At 63.9% G+C, this 17,265-nt stretch carries 14 protein-coding genes and 2 pseudogenes; 12 read left to right on the forward strand and 4 right to left on the reverse strand.

The features are described 5' to 3' along the window. Positions 1-175 precede the first annotated feature (175 nt). Positions 176-1,540 carry an exodeoxyribonuclease VII large subunit gene (gene xseA / locus RSO41_RS08610; protein WP_315618708.1) on the reverse strand — a complete coding sequence of 455 codons (1,365 nt, stop codon included), beginning with the start codon at positions 1,538-1,540 and terminating at the stop codon, positions 176-178. A 133-nt stretch (positions 1,541-1,673) separates the two neighbouring features. On the opposite strand from xseA, the gene RSO41_RS08615 reads away from it, so the two are divergent. Genes RSO41_RS08615 through RSO41_RS08630 form a run of 4 tightly spaced genes read left to right on the forward strand, consistent with a single transcriptional unit; the run spans position 1,674 to position 6,721 of the window. After that, positions 1,674-3,398: an alkaline phosphatase D family protein gene (locus RSO41_RS08615; RefSeq protein WP_315618709.1), complete on the forward strand. Its 1,725-nt coding sequence runs from the start codon at positions 1,674-1,676 to the stop codon at positions 3,396-3,398. Between the two features lie 12 nt (positions 3,399-3,410). Then, a complete protein-coding gene (locus tag RSO41_RS08620; protein WP_315618710.1) occupies positions 3,411-4,013 on the forward strand; it encodes a hypothetical protein in 603 nt (200 codons plus the stop codon). Continuing rightward, complete coding sequence (locus RSO41_RS08625) at positions 4,010-5,584, forward strand: GMC oxidoreductase (RefSeq protein WP_315618711.1); 1,575 nt, start codon at positions 4,010-4,012, stop codon at positions 5,582-5,584. Before RSO41_RS08620 ends, RSO41_RS08625 begins: the two co-directional genes overlap by 4 nt. Positions 5,585-5,620: 36 nt before the next feature. Continuing rightward, positions 5,621-6,721, forward strand: coding sequence for an alpha/beta fold hydrolase (locus RSO41_RS08630; protein ID WP_315618712.1), 1,101 nt, complete (start codon positions 5,621-5,623; stop codon positions 6,719-6,721). Positions 6,722-6,843: 122 nt separating this feature from the next. Here RSO41_RS08630 and RSO41_RS08635 read toward each other — a convergent pair whose 3' ends face one another. Further along, positions 6,844-7,899 (reverse strand): AbrB family transcriptional regulator, encoded by a 1,056-nt coding sequence (locus RSO41_RS08635; RefSeq protein WP_315618713.1) that lies wholly within the window; start codon positions 7,897-7,899, stop codon positions 6,844-6,846. Positions 7,900-8,101: 202 nt separating this feature from the next. Here RSO41_RS08635 and guaB point away from each other — a divergent pair, with 202 nt between their 5' ends. From guaB to RSO41_RS08655, 4 genes are all read left to right on the forward strand, one after another. Continuing rightward, positions 8,102-9,571 (forward strand): IMP dehydrogenase, encoded by a 1,470-nt coding sequence (guaB, locus tag RSO41_RS08640; protein ID WP_315618714.1) that lies wholly within the window; start codon positions 8,102-8,104, stop codon positions 9,569-9,571. A 158-nt stretch (positions 9,572-9,729) separates the two neighbouring features. Beyond that, a complete protein-coding gene (gene guaA, locus RSO41_RS08645; protein WP_315618715.1) occupies positions 9,730-11,307 on the forward strand; it encodes a glutamine-hydrolyzing GMP synthase in 1,578 nt (525 codons plus the stop codon). Positions 11,308-11,419: 112 nt separating this feature from the next. Next, on the forward strand, positions 11,420-12,232 hold the full coding sequence (locus RSO41_RS08650) for a hypothetical protein (RefSeq protein WP_315618716.1): 813 nt from the start codon (positions 11,420-11,422) through the stop codon (positions 12,230-12,232). Next, complete coding sequence (locus RSO41_RS08655) at positions 12,229-13,014, forward strand: hypothetical protein (protein WP_315618717.1); 786 nt, start codon at positions 12,229-12,231, stop codon at positions 13,012-13,014. Before RSO41_RS08650 ends, RSO41_RS08655 begins: the two co-directional genes overlap by 4 nt. A 177-nt stretch (positions 13,015-13,191) precedes the next feature. Here RSO41_RS08655 and RSO41_RS08660 read toward each other — a convergent pair. Then, positions 13,192-13,464 (reverse strand): annotated as a pseudogene (locus tag RSO41_RS08660) (integrase core domain-containing protein); the annotation flags it as partial. A 195-nt stretch (positions 13,465-13,659) separates the two neighbouring features. Here RSO41_RS08660 and bla point away from each other — a divergent pair. The 4 genes and pseudogenes from bla (at position 13,660) to yghU (ending at position 16,790) form a co-directional block, all read left to right on the forward strand. Then, a complete protein-coding gene (gene bla / locus RSO41_RS08665; RefSeq protein ID WP_315618718.1) occupies positions 13,660-14,565 on the forward strand; it encodes a class A beta-lactamase in 906 nt (301 codons plus the stop codon). 118 nt (positions 14,566-14,683) lie between these two features. Continuing rightward, entirely contained in the window at positions 14,684-15,595 is a 912-nt protein-coding gene (locus RSO41_RS08670) for a putative RNA methyltransferase (RefSeq protein ID WP_315618719.1), read from the forward strand. Next, a pseudogene (locus RSO41_RS18465) lies at positions 15,561-15,806 on the forward strand (hypothetical protein); the annotation flags it as partial. The gene RSO41_RS08670 and the pseudogene RSO41_RS18465, both read left to right, overlap by 35 nt. A gap of 114 nt (positions 15,807-15,920) precedes the next feature. After that, positions 15,921-16,790 carry a glutathione-dependent disulfide-bond oxidoreductase gene (gene yghU, locus RSO41_RS08675; RefSeq protein ID WP_315618720.1) on the forward strand — a complete coding sequence of 290 codons (870 nt, stop codon included), beginning with the start codon at positions 15,921-15,923 and terminating at the stop codon, positions 16,788-16,790. A gap of 180 nt (positions 16,791-16,970) precedes the next feature. Here the strand turns inward: yghU and RSO41_RS08680 are convergent, their stop codons facing one another. Next, the gene (locus RSO41_RS08680; RefSeq protein ID WP_149321704.1) at positions 16,971-17,177 is read right to left on the reverse strand and encodes a cold-shock protein; all 207 of its coding nucleotides are present in this window, start codon (positions 17,175-17,177) and stop codon (positions 16,971-16,973) included. Positions 17,178-17,265: the final 88 nt, after the last annotated feature.

Below are 17,265 nucleotides of genomic sequence, written 5' to 3' on the forward strand. Positions count from 1 at the left end.
GCATCCGTCTCGGTCGATAAAAGTCTGCGCCCGGGGTGGGCGCAGACAAGGCGAGCATTGGATGACGTTTACCGTGTTGTCGCGTCGTGGAAGCCACTCGCCGATCGGCACCGTCAGCCTGCCATGCAGGGCGGTATGGTAATGAAACTGGCAGAAATGTAAATAATATTTGTTATCAATTGCGATCGGGCGTCGAGGGAGGGCTGGGTGTCGGCAACACTTCGAGCGCCAGGCGGCCCTCGCCGAGCCTGGCCTCGAGTCGCTCGCCGGGGCGAGTATCTTCGGCGCGCTTGACCACATGTCCTTCGGGTGTCTCGAGAATCGAGTAGCCGCGGCCCAGTATCGCCAGGGGGCTGACCGCCTGGAGCTCCCGCGACACGGCGGCAAGGCGTTCGCGATGACGGGCCAACGAGCGGGGCATGCTCCGACGCAGTCGCTGGGCGGCCAGCGTCAGGCGCTGTTCGGCCTGTTCTACTTGCCATTGCGGCGAACGCAGCGCCAGGCGTTGACGAAGATGGCGTTCCCTCTCCCGTCGTTCGGCCAGTCGAGCGTTCATGGCACGATGCAGCCGGCCATGCAGCTGTTCGAGCTGGCGTCGGCGGTAGGCGAGCACTTCACCCGGGTGCCGCAGTCGGGCTCTCAAGTGGTCGAGCCGTTGGCCCTGGGTGTCCAGGCGAGCCCGCTGCGAGCGTGTCAGGCGTTCCTCGAGCTGGACCAGGCGCTGGCGCAGGGCGGCGGCATCCGGAACCAGTCGTTCGGCGGCCGCCGAGGGGGTGGGCGCACGACTGTCGGCGGCGAAATCCGCCAGGGTGACGTCGACTTCATGACCCACCGCCGACATGACCGGCAGACGAGAGTGGAAGATGGCCCGGGCCAGGTGCTCATCGTTGAAGGCCCAGAGATCCTCCAGGCTACCGCCTCCTCGCGTGACCAGGATGGCATCGCGTTCCGGCTCCAGGGTCGATTGACGGTTGAGCAGCCCGAGTGCGGCGATAAGTGCCGGGGCCGCCTCGCGGCCCTGTACCGGCACCGGAATCAGGGTGACCTGAGACAGTGGCCAGCGTGCGGCAAGCACCGCGAGCACATCGCGAATCGCCGCGCCGGTGGGCGAGGTCAGCACCAGCAGGTGGCGAGGCGGAAAGGGCAGGGCGCGGGCATTGGCGAACACGCCCTCGGCGTCCAGCTTGGTCTTGAGCCGCTCGAAGGCCGCCAGCAGTTCCCCTTCACCGGCCGGCTGCACGGCATCGGCGATGAGCTGGAAGTCGCCGCGAGGCTCGAACAGCGATACCCGGCCGCGCACCTTGACCCGGTCGCCGTCACGCATCGGCGCGGTCACGAAACGCGCGCGATTGCGGAACAGCGCGCAGCGTAGCTGGGCGCGTTCATCCTTGAGCGTGAAGTAGACATGCCCCGAGGCCGGCCGCGATACACCGGAAAGCTCGGCCTCCACCCAGACCTCGCCGATCCCGCTCTCGAGAAGCTGTCGAGCGTCGCGGTTGAGCTCGCTGACGGAGAGGGCAGTGTCGTCGGCGCTGGGCATGGGCATCCTCGTCGGGGGTGTGCGGCGCTCCGTACTGTAGCGCGATTGCGTTAGGCGCGACTACGCTTATCCAGGGGCGCCATCGTCATGCCGGCGCATCCCCCGAATATCGCGCCAACGGAGGAGGCCCATCATGTCGGGACTGCGCGCGCCTCAGCTCGGGCCCATCGTCGGGCATACCTCCCATGATCGTTGTCGGCTCTGGATCCGTGGCCGCGCGCCCCGGGACGAAGGCGCCCATCTCGGTGCGGAGATGCGCACGGTGGGGCTGTTGGGGGTCGTCGACGAGCGCGGCCGGCTGCGCACCGGCGAGGCGGGCCGACCCTGGGCCTACTATTTCCGCCTGCATCGCGAGTTCGATCGTACCGGTACCTTCGTGCTGGGCCAGGAGACGAGCCTCGGCGGCGAGGACGGCCCCGCCCCCTTCCCGCTGGAACCGGATACCGACTACCGGGTGCGCATGGCGACCCTGACCGTCGACGATCCGCTGCCGGACGCCGAATCCCTGGGCGATGGTGACCTGGCCGAACGCCTGCCGCCACTCGCTACCATGGGGGAGCTGCTCGAGGGCTTCGACTCGGCGGACTGCGAGGCACGCTTCCGGACCTTCCCCGACCCCGATGCCGGCCCGGCGGACGAGCTGAGTTTCCTGATCGGTTCCTGCCGCTACCCGGGCCTGTTGTGGAAGATCAAGGAGGCGGATCGTATCTTCGCGCCCATGGCGGCGCAGTTTCAGCGACAGGGCGGGCGATGGCCGGCGCGCTTCACATTGTTGATGGGCGACCAGATCTATGCCGACAAATACCACCGCCACCTGCCGATCGGCCGGGCCGACACCTTCGAAGAAATGCAGTCGCGCTATCACGAGGCCTTCGGGGCTCCCAACATGCGTCGCCTGCTGCGTCGCTCGCCGGTCTACATGATCCTCGACGACCACGAGATCGAGGACAACTGGAGCCAGGACCGGCTGCGCGACAATCACCACCTCTTCAACATCGCCATCGGCGCTTACATGAGTTACCAGTGGAGCCATGGTCCGCGCAGCTTCGGCCGCCGGCTCTATTACCGCTTCGAGTGCGCCGGCTATCCGTTCTTCGTGGTTGATACCCGCACCCAGCGTTACCGGCAGCGGGCCGGCCTCCATGACAACCACCTGCTGGGCCGGCCGACCATCGATCCGGCCCACCCCGGCCAGCTCGACCGGTTGCGCGAGTGGCTGAGCGAGCAGCAACGCGAGCACGGCAACGTGCCCAAATTCCTGGTTACCTCCAGCGTCTTCGCGCCGAGCCCCATCGACGAGCGCCTCGGCAACGAACTCCGCGACGAACCCGAGAGGCAGCGCCTGGCGGCCAATCTCGAAAAGCGCGAGGCCAGCGACGCCTGGCCGGCCTATCCACGTACCCGCCAGGCGATCCTCCAGCACATCTTCGATAACAGGATCCAGAACGTGGTCTTCCTGAGCGGCGATGTGCACTGTGCCAATATCGCCCGGCTCAGCTTCGAGCACGAGCAGGGCGATATTGGCTTGTTCGCCTACGACGTCACCTCCTCGGCGCTCTATTGGCCCTTCCCGTTCGCCGACGGCGACCCCAATGGCTTCGTGCATGACTCCCGCGAGGACGAGCAGTACGACGGCTTCCCGCTGGAGGGCGGAGAGGGCGATCACAGCGGACCGGTGGTGCACTACCGCGCCTGGGGCTTCAGCCAGGAGGACAACTTCTGTCGGCTCGAGCTCGACAAGGGCCGTCATCGGTTGCGTGTTCGGGTGCTCGATGCCCAGGGGGAGCCGGTGAAGGTCACCGATTCCGAGGGCCGGCGGGTGCAGGCCAACGATCTGCCACTGGCGCCCTGGGACTGACGGAGGAACGCCATGACCGCGGGCATTGCCTTCGAGGAGACCATGCGCGGCGCCTTCGCCTTGGGCGAGACGGAGCCGGAATGCGGCGCAGCTGCGGGGTGCCAGGCCGGTACCCGCCTGGCCATGCACGCCGCCGTGGCCATCGACAACCTGGCGGCCTTCCTGGCCGATCCCGAGCACCCGGGGCGGCTCACGGGGCGCGTTGACTTCCCGCCCCTGGGAATGGATCTGGACGCCTCCAACGGCGCCTTCCGGCTGTTTTCCCCGGCCGGCGCCGACGGCATGGGCCGGCGCATGGTCTATGAACTGGGCTTCACGACCGATGGCGCCGCCTACTACCTGGCCGGGGAGAAACGCGTGTTCGACGATCCGGGGCCCGATCTGTGGCGTGACACCACCACCCTCTATACCCGATTGCACCGGGGCGAGGACACCGACGGCGAGGTGATCGGCGCCGGCATCCTCGAGCTCGGCGTGCCCCAGCTGACGGCGTTGCTGTCGACGCTGCGGCCCACCGGGGACGGCGACGTCCATACCCTGGCCACCTTCGGCGGCTTCTTCTTCGGCGAGCTCTGGGACCTCTACGCCCCCTTGGCCCGGGACGCTCGGCCATGAGCACTTGCTTCGATGCCATCGTCATCGGCTCCGGCTTCGGCGGCGCGGTTTCGGCCTGCCGGCTGGCCGAGGCCGGCCAGCGGGTCCTGGTGCTCGAGCGCGGCCGGCGCTGGACTACCGAAGAGCTGCCGCGCGGTCCCGACGACGACTGGGTCTTCGATGCGCAGGCCCCGCAGCGCCACCATGGCTGGCTGGACCTGCGGCTCTTCCCGCGGGTCGGCGTGGCCCAGGGCGCAGGTGTCGGTGGCGGCTCGCTGATCTACGCCAACGTCTTCGTCGAGGCCGAGCGTTTCGTCTTCGACCACGGCTGGCCGGAAGAGATCGACTTCGAGGCCCTGGCGCCGCACTACGCCACCACCGGGCGCATGCTCGAGGTCCAGACCCTGCCCGAGGGCCAGCGCACGGCGCGCCATCGGCTGATGCGCGAGGCCGCCGGGGCCACCGGCGCCGCCGATCGCTTCCGCGACCTGCCGCTGGCGGTGCGCTTCGACGAGGCCTGGCACTACGGCCTCGAGGATCCTCACGACCCGCGCCACAGCCGGGAAGAGACCAACGTCGCCGGCCTCGCCCAGGGGACCTGCGTGCATTGCGGCGAGTGCGACCTGGGCTGTCCGGTGGGGGCCCGCAACACCCTGGATCTCAACTATCTGGCCCGGGCCGAGGACCACGGCACCGAGATCCGGCCGCTGTGCCTGGTGTACGCCATCGAGCCGGAAGGAGACGGCTACCGAGTGCGCTACCGGCGCCTGGACGGTGGCGACGAGGGCAGCGAAAGCGCCCATCGAGTGGTGGTGGCCGCGGGCTCGCTGGGCTCCACCGAGCTGCTGCTGCGCTGCCGCGATCAGTACCGCACCTTGCCGGCGGTGTCGCCCCGGCTCGGCCACGGCTGGTGCGCCAACGGCGATTTCCTCACCCCGGCGCTCTACGCCGGGCGCGATGTCTCGCCGACCCGGGGGCCGACCATCACCTGCGCCATCGACTACCTGGACGGCAGCGACGGCGGCGCGCGCTACTTCGTCGAGGACGGCGGCTTTCCCGATGTGGTCGGCAACGCCCTGCGCGCCGCCCTCGAGCGCCACGCCGCGGGAGAACGGCTCTTCGAGGGCTGGCGGTTGCTGCTCGATGGCTTGCTGAGTGGCCGGGACCCCCACGCCCACCTGATGCCCTGGTTCGGCCAAGGCGTGGACGCCAGCGACGGCGTGATGCGCCTGGAGCGCGGCTGGTTCGATCGTGACCTGGCGCTCGAGCTCGACTACGACGTGCGCCGCTCGCGGCCCGTCGTCCAGGCGCTGATCGAGCGTCACAAGCGCCTCTCCTCGGTTACCGGCGGGCTGGCGCTGGAGCCGCCCTCCTGGTCATTGTTCGACTACCTGCTGACCCCACACCCGCTGGGTGGCTGCAACATGGGCACCAGCGCCGAGGACGGCGTGGTGGACCACAAGGGCGAGGTGTTCGGCTACCCGGGCCTGCACGTGCTGGACGGCGCCATCGTGCCCCGCGCCCTGGGACTCAATCCCTCGCGGACCATCGCCGCCCTGGCCGAGCGGGCCATGGCCGAGATACTTGCGTGAGGCGTGAGGCGAGACATACCGATCAAGGAGGGCATCATGAGTCGGGAGATACCGCTCTACACCCTGGAGGGCGTTCAGGACGCCGAGACCAGCACTCATCACTTCACCACCGAGGACGGCCTGGGGCTGTCGCTGCTGCGCTTCTGCCGGGCCCCATGCCGCGACGTGGTAATGATCATCCACGGCCTGACCACCTCCTCGGACATGTTCATCCAGCCCGAGCACGACAACCTGGTCTCCTGCCTGCTGGATGCCGGCTTCACCGACGTCTGGACCCTGGACTTCCGCATGAGCAATCGCCATGCCTACAACCTCCAGCCCAGCGACTGGTCGATGGACGACTGCGCCCTCTATGACCATCCCGCGGCCGTGGCCAAGGTCCGAGAGGTGGCCGGCGACGACGTCAACCTCCACGTCATCTGCCATTGCCTGGGGGCCATGAGCTTCACCATGGCGCTGTTCGCCGGCACCGTCACCGGCATCCGCTCCTGCATCGCCAACAGCGTGGCGCTGACGCCGCACGTGCCCACCTGGTCGCGGATCAAGGGCCACGTCTTTCCCTTCATCATCGAGCGCATCCTCCAGCAGCCCTACGTCAGCCCCCGCTGGAGCGAGGACCCGCGACTGACCATCGGCAAGCTGCTCTCGAAGCTGGTCTCGCTGTTCCACCGCGAGTGCGACGTGCCCGCCTGCCATATGCTCTCGTTGATGTGGGGCACCGGCTGGCCGGCGCTCTACCGGCACGAGAACCTCGCCGAGATCACCCATCGCCGCGGCGGCGACCTCTATGGCCCGGTGGGGCTCAACTACCACAAGCACGTGCTGAAGATGCTGGGGCGCGGCCACCGCCCGGTGCGCATGAAGCCCGACGATCCCTGCTACGCTGATCTGCCCGACGACTATATCGCCGGTGCCGAGGCCGTGGAGACGCCCTGCCTGTTCATGACCGGCGACACCAACCGGGTCTTCACCGACAGCAACCTCCATTGCCACCGGGCCCTGGAGGAAGTGGTACCGGGGCGCCACCAACTGGCGATCTTCGAGGGCTACGGCCACCAGGACGTATTCATGGGCAACCGAATCCATGAGGATATCTTCCCGCGGCTGATCGACTTCCTCGACCAACACCGCGGCTGACGGGCGGGCGGCGTCTCACCGCCGACACATCGGATGCCAACCAACCCGCTGTCCGAGGCCCCCGCGCCTTTCGTGGGAGCGCGATTCATCGCGCGAATGGCGCCGTCAGGCGCCCGGGGGTTCTAGCTCCCGGAACGCTCGAGCGTTCTCAGCAACGCCGGCAGGATCAACACCAGCACGCTGATGCGCAGCAGGTGGTGGGTGGTGACGAAGGCCGGGTCGATGCCCAGCGTCAGCGCCACCAGGCTCAGCTCCGGGGCGCCGCCGGGCATGTAGGCGAGCAGCGCCGCGGCGGCCGAGTAGCCGGTCAGCAGATGGCCGACCCAGGCGGCGACCACGGCGAGGGCCAGCAGCACCAGCGCCTGGCCGACGGCCATGACCAGCGTCTGGCCGACCCGGGCCAGCGAGGTGCCGGCGAAGCGCACGCCCACGGAAACGCCGATCAGCACCTGGGCCAGCGCGAGCAGCGTCGGTGGCACCGCAGCGTGGGTGACGCCGCTGAGGTGCAGCGCCGCCGAGACCAGCGCCGGGCCGAACAGCAGCGCGTTGGGCAGGCGCAGCAGGCGTGCCAGCCACAGGCCGCCGAAGCCCGCGGCGACGAGCCAGGCCGCATCCACGGGGCCGGGCAGCCACAGCCAGCGCGACGGGTCCGGCGTGGCGCCGGCCAAGTCGACGTGGCCGATCGCCTGGAGCACCGGTGGGATCGCCACCAGCAGCACCAGGATGCGCACCGCATGAGTCATGCCCACTACCCGCAGGTCGGCGCCGGAGGCCATCGCCATCACCGTGACCGTGGAGACGCCGCCCGGCACCCCGGCATACAGCGCGGTCTCCCGGGAGTGGCCGGCGATGCGCTGCGAGAACCACACCGAGAAGGCCATCATCGCCGCCGTGGCTACCAGCATCACCGCAAGACTCAGGCTCCACAGCCCCAGGTCGCCGGAGAGCTCCGGCGTGAAGGCCGAGCCCAGCATCACCCCGATCACCACCAGCACGCCCTTGCGTCCGCGCCCCGGGGAGCGCAGACGCGCGCCGCAAAGGCTCGCCACGGTGGTGGCGATCATGGCGCCGAGCAGCCAGGGCAGCGGCAGGTTCACGGCGAAGGCTGCCGCCCCGCCGGCCAGCCCCAGCGCCAGGGTGGGCAGAAAGCGAAGAAAGGAAGCGATGATGGGGGGCAAGGAGACTCCTGTAGTGTTGCCGACCCGACGGAACGATGAGAGTCGTGAGGGGGCTAAGTATACCGGCCTTGTCCCGCTCGAGCGACATGGGGGCTGCCCAGCAGCGCCGGTCGCGACTCACATTGCCCGAATTCGGTGGCCCGCGTTATAATGGTGGATTAACTTCACTCCCTCCTCCACAGCTCACTGGGTGTTGCCGACTATGTTACGTATGGCCCAAGAAGCTCTTACGTTCGATGACGTATTACTCCTACCCGGCTACTCCGATGTCTTGCCCAAGGACGTCAGCCTCAGAACTCGCCTGACTCGCAACCTCTTCCTGAATATCCCGCTCGTTTCCGCCGCCATGGACACCGTGACCGAAGCCCGCCTGGCCATCGCCATGGCGCAGGAAGGCGGTATCGGGATCATCCACAAGAGCATGACCATCGCGCAGCAGGCCGCCGAGGTGCGCAAGGTCAAGAAACACGAGAGCGTGATCGTCAAGGATCCGGTGACCGTCGGGCCCAAGGCCAAGCTGGCCGACCTGCTGGCCATGGCCAAGGAATACGGCTTCTCGGGCTTCCCAGTGGTGGAGGGAGAAACCCTGGTCGGCATCGTCACCGAGCGCGACATGCGCTTCCAGCCTAACCACGGCGACAGCGTGGCCGATATCATGACGCCCCGCGAGAAGCTGGTCACCGTGGCCGAAGGCACCGAGCTGGCGATCATCAAGGGCAAGATGCAGGAGCATCGCGTCGAGAAGATGCTGGTGGTGGATGGCGACTTCCGGCTGCGTGGTCTGGTCACCTTCCAGGATATCGAGAAGGCGCGCACCTTCCCCTACGCCGCCAAGGACAGCGATGGTCGACTGCTGGTCGGTGCTGCCGTGGGTACCGGCCCCGAGACGCCGGATCGTATTGCCGCACTGGCCGAGGCCGGTGTCGATGCGGTCATCGTCGACACGGCCCATGGCCACTCCAGGGGCGTGATCGATCGGGTGGCCTGGGTGAAGGAACACTATCCGCAGATTCAGGTGGTCGGCGGCAACATCGCCACGGCGGAGGCGGCGAAGGCGCTGGCCGAGGCGGGCGCCGACGGCGTCAAGGTGGGCATCGGCCCGGGCTCGATCTGCACCACCCGCGTGGTGGCTGGTGTCGGCGTGCCGCAGATCACCGCCGTTTCCAACGTGGCCGAAGCGCTCAAGCCCTATGACGTGCCGCTGATCGCCGATGGCGGCGTGCGCTTCTCGGGCGACCTGGCCAAGGCCGTGGCCGCCGGTGCCAGCTGCGTGATGGTGGGCGGCCTGCTGGCCGGCACCGAGGAAGCGCCGGGCGAGGTCGAGCTCTACCAGGGCCGGACCTACAAGGCCTACCGTGGCATGGGCTCCATGGGCGCCATGTCGCAGACCCAGGGCTCCAGCGACCGTTACTTCCAGGACAAGAGCGAAGGCGTCGAGAAGCTCGTGCCGGAAGGCATCGAAGGCCGCGTACCCTACAAGGGCGTGATGGGCGCCATCGTGCACCAGATGATGGGCGGCCTGCGGGCCTCCATGGGCTACACCGGCTGCCGCGACATCGAAGAGATGCGCACCAGGCCGGAGTTCGTGAAGATCACCGGCGCTGGCTTCAACGAGTCCCATGTGCACGACGTGCAAATCACCAAGGAAGCCCCCAATTATCGTGCGGGCTAACGCCCACCCGAGAGGGAAGATGTAAGAGATAAGAGGGAAGAAGAGGGGGAGGAGGCACCACAGTGTGTGTCTCTTCCTTCTTCATTCTTCCCTCTTTGTTCCGAGCAGACCGTGACCCAAGCCGCGGTGCTTGAGTCCACAACGGCGGTGGCCATTTCATGCAAGATATTCACGCCCACAAGATCCTGATCCTCGATTTCGGCTCCCAGTACACGCAACTGATCGCCCGTCGGGTGCGCGACATCGGGGTCTATTCCGAGATCCGCGCCTTCGATATCACCGAAGAAGAGATTCGCGACTACAATCCCAACGGCATCATCCTCGCCGGGGGGCCGGAGTCCGTTACCGAGCTCGATTCTCCCCGTGCGCCGCAGTGCGTCTTCGAGATGGGCCTGCCGGTGCTCGGCATCTGTTACGGCATGCAGACCATGGCCGAGCAGCTTGGCGGTGGCGTGGAAGGTTCGCAGAAGCGTGAATTCGGCTATGCGCAGATCCGCCTGGACGGCGAGAGTGCCCTGTTCGAGGACATCGCCGACCATATCGAGGCCGAGAGCGGCAAACGCCTGCTCGATGTGTGGATGAGCCATGGCGACAAGGTCGCCCGGGTACCGGACGCCTTCAGCGTGATTGCCTCCACCGAGAGCTGCCCGATCGCCGCCATGGCCTGGGAAGAGAAGCGCTTCTACGGCGTTCAATTCCACCCCGAGGTGACGCATACCCTGCAGGGCCAGCGCATCCTCGAACACTTCGTGTTGGGCATCTGCCAGGCGGAACGTTGGTGGACACCGGCGCAGATCATCGAGGACCAGGTCGCCCGAGTGCGCGAACAGGTGGGCGATCGCCATGTGCTGCTGGGGCTGTCCGGTGGCGTCGACTCCTCGGTCGTTGCCGCACTGCTGCACAAGGCCATCGGCGACCAGCTGACCTGCGTGTTCGTCGACAACGGCCTGCTGCGCAAGGACGAAGGCGACCAGGTGATGAAGACCTTCGCCAGCCACAAGGGCGTGCGGGTGATTCGCGTCGACGCCGAGGAGCAGTTCCTGTCGCGTCTCGAGGACGTGCACGACCCCGAGGCCAAGCGCAAGATCATCGGTAATACCTTCATCGACGTCTTCGATACCGAGGCGGCCAAGATCGAGGGGGTGGAATTCCTTGCCCAGGGCACCATCTACCCGGACGTGATCGAATCCGCCGCCGCCAAGACCGGCAAGGCGCACGTCATCAAGTCCCACCACAACGTGGGCGGCCTGCCCGAGACCATGAAACTCCAGCTCGTCGAGCCCCTGCGCGAGCTGTTCAAGGACGAGGTGCGCAAGCTCGGCGTCGAGCTCGGCTTGCCCTACGACATGGTCTATCGTCACCCCTTCCCGGGGCCGGGCCTCGGTGTGCGCATCCTCGGTGAGGTGAAGAAGGAATACGCCGACATCCTGCGCGAGGCCGACGCCATCTTCATCGAGGAGCTGCACAAGGCCGACTGGTACCACAAGACCAGCCAGGCCTTCGCCGTCTTCCTGCCGGTGAAGTCCGTCGGCGTGGTCGGCGACGGCCGCCGCTACGAGTGGGTCATCGCCCTGCGCGCGGTGGAGACCATCGACTTCATGACCGCCCGCTGGGCGCACCTGCCCTACGAGCTGCTGGAGAAGGTCTCCAACCGCATCATCAACGAGCTCTCCGGCGTCTCCCGCGTCACCTACGATGTGAGCAGCAAGCCGCCCGCCACCATCGAGTGGGAGTGAGTATCTAGAAGTTGCTTGACTCTTAAAGCCTGCTGAAAAGCAGGCTTTTTTATTGCCTTATTTTCAGCTATCGTGTGGTTGAAGAAAATATTACTCATTAAGAGATCAAGACATGAGCTTCAGTGAAGGTACTCTTTTAGCGGGGATGGAGTTGTCGAAACTATCTTCGACATGGGGTATCTATAAAGGGGACGTGGAAAGACATGACGGTGAGATAGTGAGTGTTTATCTAAAGCCTTCGCTTCCACCGAGGTTTGCTTTTAAAGAGTTTTTTGCGGCGTTTTTGTCAAAACTGTTTGACGTTTCAACTCCAGACCCCTATTTGGTTTTTATTCCGAAAGACTATGGTTCAACTCCTAATGGTGAGGATTTTTCAGGAATCTTTTGCTTTGCCATGGAGATTAAGAAATATCCAGATATGAGTCGTAATTTTTCTGGCGAATTTTTTGAGAGCAGTAAGGTTGCAGAAGAGTTTTTGAAGAAACCTGATGTTGCTTTGATGGGTGTTTTTGATGAGGTTTTGTATAATCAAGATCGTCATCATGAAAATGTCTTATATGATGGCGAGTCCGTCTGTTTGATTGATCATGAGCATGTTCTTTGTAAAAACAATAAAGATGTGGAGTTGGGAGACCATAACTGGATGTGGTCTATTGCAAAAAGTGCAAGTGAGCTAAGCTTTAGGAGGGTGGAGAAGAAGGTTTTTGAGCTTTTGAATAGCAATTCTTATGAGGATGTTCCTAGGGTCGCGTACGAGAGTTTGTGGGAAGATCTTTCGCTTGTTTATGATAAGTTGGAAGTAGGGGGTAAAAAATTCCTTAAAGAGGATGCTTTAACCTATTGCTATCGATCTCGAGCTATTCTGAGCTTGGTGCAAAGAACATGCGATAGTCACAAGTTAAATCAGATGAGCTTTCCGTTATGAAAACTACAACTATCTTGAATTGGTGGCCGGTTTATTTGGAGCTTATACTTGATTCAAACGAGAGGATATGCGTAGGAGTTTGTTATGAGAATCCCGAGAAAGATTTTTTTTATAAAACCGCTTTGAGGAAGGATTTATCTGAAACGCTGTTCAGCGATCGGAAAGCAGCGGTTGGTAACTTGGCCAAACATGCCTGTGAATATTCGGTCCGGCTCTTGAAAGAAAGGAAAGTTGGTGGTGGAGAAGAAGTAGCGCCTGGTGTTTCTTTAGGTAAGAGACGAGTTGTTGAAGGTTATGAAATAGGCGAAATTCATTCTAGAGTATTGCGGAAGGTTTCTTTTTTTAGTTATTTGGATTTTTACGAGAAGGGTTCTGGGTCTGCTGAGCCAGCCAAGGGGTTCTCTGATTTTGTTTATGATCATCTGTTAAGTATGAATTCAAATATAGTTGGTTTCTTTAATCGTCAGCTTCGAGTGGCCGGAGCAATGAAAACCTTCGACTTTGCTGATAATGCTGGTGGGTTGGCCGCTAATTTTTACGTATTTAAAAAAAATAGCAGGATATATAAGGCAGAGGTTTCATGTCTTGAACTTAGTATGATCAAGGAGTATTACAGTAAGGTTTCTCTCGTTGCCATGATTGATAGTGGTTACAGGTCAAAGTCTAAGAGACTGAGAAGTTATAAAGAAGTTGAAGGTGTGGCGAATCATTTGAATGTTGGGTTTAAAGTGGTGGATAGCCCAAAAGATGCTGCGAGTTACCTTAGAGAGAATGTTGCTTGATGTTTTTACTCAGAGGTGTGCAGGTTAAGAGTTTCTGGATAGGTTGTCGCATCAAAAATGTTCAACCTGTCAACTCGAAATGCTGATGCTTCGTTTAGCGACACACCTCTGATGCGATTGTATCGATTGTACAGTGATGGTATTCGCCTTACACATGCCCCCGTGGGCTCCCTATAGTTAAGCAGTGTTTTCTGCCGTTTTCCTGGGCTCCCTCTCCGTCGCCTTGAGGAGTCCTTTCTTGAAGACGGCATAGGGCGTCGCCCCCTTCATGTTGCGGCCTTGATGTGGGCGCTTGGTGTTGTAGATGACGAGGTAGTTATCCAGGCCCGCCTGCATCTCTTCCAAGGCCTCGTACCACTTGGTGCGCCCCTGGATGCGGAAGTGCTCATCCAGCAGCGTGCGGTGCAGCCGCTCGAAGAACCCATTGCTTTGTGGCCGGCGCACCTTGGTCATGGAAATGAGTGGCAGGCTTAATTTATCTCTAGTGGCGACCACCTCACTATCCATCAGGCCCTTCTAGGAAATCGTTGTCACCCAGCGATGCCCGACTAGAACCCGCCCAACGGCGGGTTCTTTTTTGCCTCGCGCGTGACCGCCGGCTATTCTGTTCGATCCGATTCTGCTTATCTTGCTCAGGAGCCCACCATGCCGACCCTTTCACGCCGCCAGGTCCTCGGGACCATGACCGCCGCCGGCGCCATGCTCGCCGTGGGCCCGCCGGCGTTCGCCGCCACTTCGACCTCAACCACTTCCGCCGCCACCTCCGACCTCGACCAGCGGCTGGCGGAACTGGAGCGCGCGGAGGACGACCGCGTGGGCGTGGCGCTGATGAACGTCGCCACCGGCGCGGTAGCGAGCCATCGCGGCGACGAGCGGTTCCTGTTCAACAGCACCGGCAAGTTCTTCATCGCCGCGGCGGTGCTGGCACGGGTGGACGAGGGTAGCGAGACGCTGGATCGCCGCATCGTGGTCGAGGAGGGCGATCTCGTCGGCTGGACGCCGATCACCGAGAAGCGGCTGGGCGAGCCCGGCCTGATGGTTGCCGAGCTATGCCAGGCGGCGGTGGCCTGGAGCGACAACGCGGCGGCGAACGCGCTGATCGAGAGCGTCGGCGGTCCCGAGGCGGTCACCGCCTTTCTGCGTTCCATCGGCGACGACACCACCCGGATGGACCGCGTCGAGCCCGACCTTAACACTCACGATCACGAAGGCGACGAGCGCGACACCACGACCCCGCTGGCCATGATGTCGACGCTACGCACCCTGATGCTGGGCGACGCCCTGACGCCGTCGTCGCGCCACCAGCTCGCGTCCTGGATGATCGAGGGCAAGGTCGGCGACGCCCGGCTGCGTGCGGGCATGCCGTCGTCGTGGCTGGTCGGCGAGAAGACCGGCACCAACGGCGTGGGCAACGCCAGCGATATTGGCATCGGCTGGCCGGGCGACCGCGGCGCGGTGATCGCCGTCGCCTATACCCTGATGCCCAGCGCGACCGGGGAGGAGCGCGACGAGACCATCGCCACCGTCGGGCGGCTGGCCGCCCGCGTATAATGTCGCTCCACAGCGCGCCATCGGGCAGGGCTCGATGGCGCGACCGTGAACACAGCAGCGGCATGAGAGCGTCATGAATCGCGGAACGAATGCAGGAACGGAAGGGGATGGCCGCCCCATGAGCACCACACCATTCGAGGCGCTGGCCTGCCCGTTGGATGGCGACCTGCTGGAGCGGCACGACGGCGCCTGGCGCTGCCCGGTCGGGCACAGCTTCGATATTGCTCGCCAGGGCTATGTGCACCTGCTGCCGGTGCAGAACAAGCGCTCCCGCGATCCCGGCGACAGCAAGGCGATGGTGGCGGCACGGCGGCGCTTCCTCGAGGCCGGCCACTACCGACCCATCGCCGAGGCGGTGAGCCGGGCCGTGCTGGAAGGGGCGCCCGTCGGCGGCACGCTGCACTGCCTGGATGCCGGCTGCGGGGAGGGCTTCTATCTACGAGAGCTTGCTGAAGCAGCGGCCGAGCGCGAGGCCGCGACATCGACCAAGAAAGCCCGGGGCGAGGCGCCGGTGCTCTCCCTGCTGGGTGTGGATATCTCCAAGTGGGCGGTGCTGGCCGCCGCCAAGCGCCAAAAGGCTGCCACCTGGGTGGTGGGCACCAACGCCCACCTGCCGGTGCAGGCGGAGAGCCTGGATCGCGTGCTGTGCCTGTTCGGTTTCCCTGTCTATGCGGAGTTCGCCCGCGTGCTGAAGCCGGGCGGCGAGCTGCTGATGGTCGAGGCCGGGCCGGACCACCTGCGCGAGCTGCGCGAGATCATCTACCCGAGCCTCAAGCCGCCCCGGGAGGGCGATGCGGCCGCGCCCGAGGGCTTCATGCAGCAGTCCTGCGAGACGCTGCGCTATGCCATCGAGCTCGAGGGCGCCGAGCCCATCGCCGACCTATTGGCGATGACACCGCACTTGCACCGTGCCGGCGCCGAAGGGCGCGAGAAGGCCGCGGCGCTGACCTCGCTTTCCCTCACCGTGGACGTGCGGTTGACGCGGCTGGCTCGCGATGGTGTGCCGGACCGGATATCCCCCTCGATGTGATCGCCGGAGCCCTGAACGCATCCGTTGCACGAAAGGCGCTGTGAGCCCATGGTTCGCGGCGCCTGTTCATTTTAAGACCCCATGTCCACTCCTTTGGCCTCCCTGTGGCTCGGCGGTGTTTGCCGCCAACGTGGCAGGCGTGCCGCTGGACGTTGCGCGCATGCTGCAGATCGTGGTGGTCAGCACGTTGATCTCGGTGGGCACCGCCGGGGTGCCCGGAGGGGTCGAAAGGCAACCTTTAACAGGCTATCTTTCCCCTGTCGGAGGCAGGCGGCGATGTGGAAATGCATCGTCGCGCCTACAACGCACTCGCACAGGAATTCCCATGAGCCAAGATACCGAGTACACCCCGCCGAAGGTCTGGACCTGGCGCCAGGCGAGCGGTGGCCAGTTCGCCAGCATCAATCGTCCCATCGCCGGGCCGACCCACGATAAGGAACTGCCGGTCGGTCAGCATCCCTTCCAGCTTTATTCGCTGGCCACGCCCAATGGCGTCAAGGTCACGGTGATGTTCGAGGAACTGCTGGCGCAGGGCCACGAAGGCGCGGAATACGATGCCTGGCCGATCAAGATCGGCGACGGCGATCAGTTCGGCAGCGGGTTCGTCGAGGTGAACCCGAACTCCAAGATTCCGGCGCTGATGGATCACGGTACCGAAGAACCGACCCGGGTCTTCGAATCGGGCGCGATCCTGCTGTACCTGGCCGAGAAGTTCGGTACGTTCCTGCCGGCGGACGTCAAGGCCCGGACCGAGGCGCTCAACTGGCTGTTCTGGCAGATGGGCAGCGCGCCCTTCCTGGGTGGCGGCTTTGGTCACTTTTACGCCTATGCGCCGGTGAAGCTCGAGTATCCCATCGACCGCTATGCTATGGAGACCAAGCGTCAGCTCGATGTTCTCGATCGCCACCTGGCGGAGCATCGCTACCTGGCCGGCGATGAGTACAGCATCGCCGACATGGCCAATTGGGCCTGGTATGGCCAACTGGTGCTGGGCCGTCTCTATGATGCGGCCGAGTTTCTGGAGGTCCACACCTACGAGCATGTGGTGCGCTGGGCGCGGGAGATCGATGCTCGTCCGGCGGTTCAGCGGGGCCGCATGGTCAACCGAACCTTCGGCGAGCCTGAGCTGCAGCTTCATGAGCGCCACAATGCCAGCGATTTCGAGCACAAGACGCAGGACGTCATCGGTTCCTGAGCTGCCGGACGTGCACATCGAGCGTCGTGGGCCTATGGTCCGCGACTCACTCGCCAGAACGGCGATGCTTCCTCCGTGACGCCTGCGTATCAGACACGTGGACACAACGAAACGGGGCCCGCATGAGCGGGCCCCGTTCAACGAACCGCCAGGGTTCGCGTGCTCTCGTGATCCCTGGGATCAGCCGAGAGACTTGATGTTGGAGGCCTGGAGGCCCTTCTTGCCCTGGGTCACGTCGAAGGAGACGCTTTGACCTTCCTGGAGGGACTTGAAGCCTTCAGCCTGAATTTCGGAGAAGTGGGCGAACACGTCGTCACCGCCGTCGGCAGGAGAAATGAAGCCGAAACCCTTGGAATCGTTGAACCACTTGACGGTACCAGTCGTCATTTGAAAATCCTCTCGCGCTAAGCGCCTTGTAAAGTTTCTGGTATTACCCAGGATCAGTAGCGGGTACAACAAGAAATACAATTACAGG

It is taken from the genome of Halomonas sp. I1 (assembly GCF_032334135.1).
GTDB lineage: Bacteria > Pseudomonadota > Gammaproteobacteria > Pseudomonadales > Halomonadaceae > Halomonas.

Coding starts and splice junctions, on each gene's coding strand:
- RSO41_RS08670 (WP_315618719.1), top strand. CDS start 14,684: ATGAGCACCACACCATTCGAGGCGCTGGCCTGCCCGTTGGATGGCGAC.
- guaB (WP_315618714.1), top strand. CDS start 8,102: ATGTTACGTATGGCCCAAGAAGCTCTTACGTTCGATGACGTATTACTC.
- RSO41_RS08620 (WP_315618710.1), top strand. CDS start 3,411: ATGACCGCGGGCATTGCCTTCGAGGAGACCATGCGCGGCGCCTTCGCC.
- RSO41_RS08650 (WP_315618716.1), top strand. CDS start 11,420: ATGAGCTTCAGTGAAGGTACTCTTTTAGCGGGGATGGAGTTGTCGAAA.
- guaA (WP_315618715.1), top strand. CDS start 9,730: ATGCAAGATATTCACGCCCACAAGATCCTGATCCTCGATTTCGGCTCC.
- RSO41_RS08615 (WP_315618709.1), top strand. CDS start 1,674: ATGTCGGGACTGCGCGCGCCTCAGCTCGGGCCCATCGTCGGGCATACC.
- RSO41_RS08630 (WP_315618712.1), top strand. CDS start 5,621: ATGAGTCGGGAGATACCGCTCTACACCCTGGAGGGCGTTCAGGACGCC.
- xseA (WP_315618708.1), bottom strand. CDS start 1,540: ATGCCCAGCGCCGACGACACTGCCCTCTCCGTCAGCGAGCTCAACCGC.
- yghU (WP_315618720.1), top strand. CDS start 15,921: ATGAGCCAAGATACCGAGTACACCCCGCCGAAGGTCTGGACCTGGCGC.
- bla (WP_315618718.1), top strand. CDS start 13,660: ATGCCGACCCTTTCACGCCGCCAGGTCCTCGGGACCATGACCGCCGCC.
- RSO41_RS08655 (WP_315618717.1), top strand. CDS start 12,229: ATGAAAACTACAACTATCTTGAATTGGTGGCCGGTTTATTTGGAGCTT.
- RSO41_RS08680 (WP_149321704.1), bottom strand. CDS start 17,177: ATGACGACTGGTACCGTCAAGTGGTTCAACGATTCCAAGGGTTTCGGC.
- RSO41_RS08625 (WP_315618711.1), top strand. CDS start 4,010: ATGAGCACTTGCTTCGATGCCATCGTCATCGGCTCCGGCTTCGGCGGC.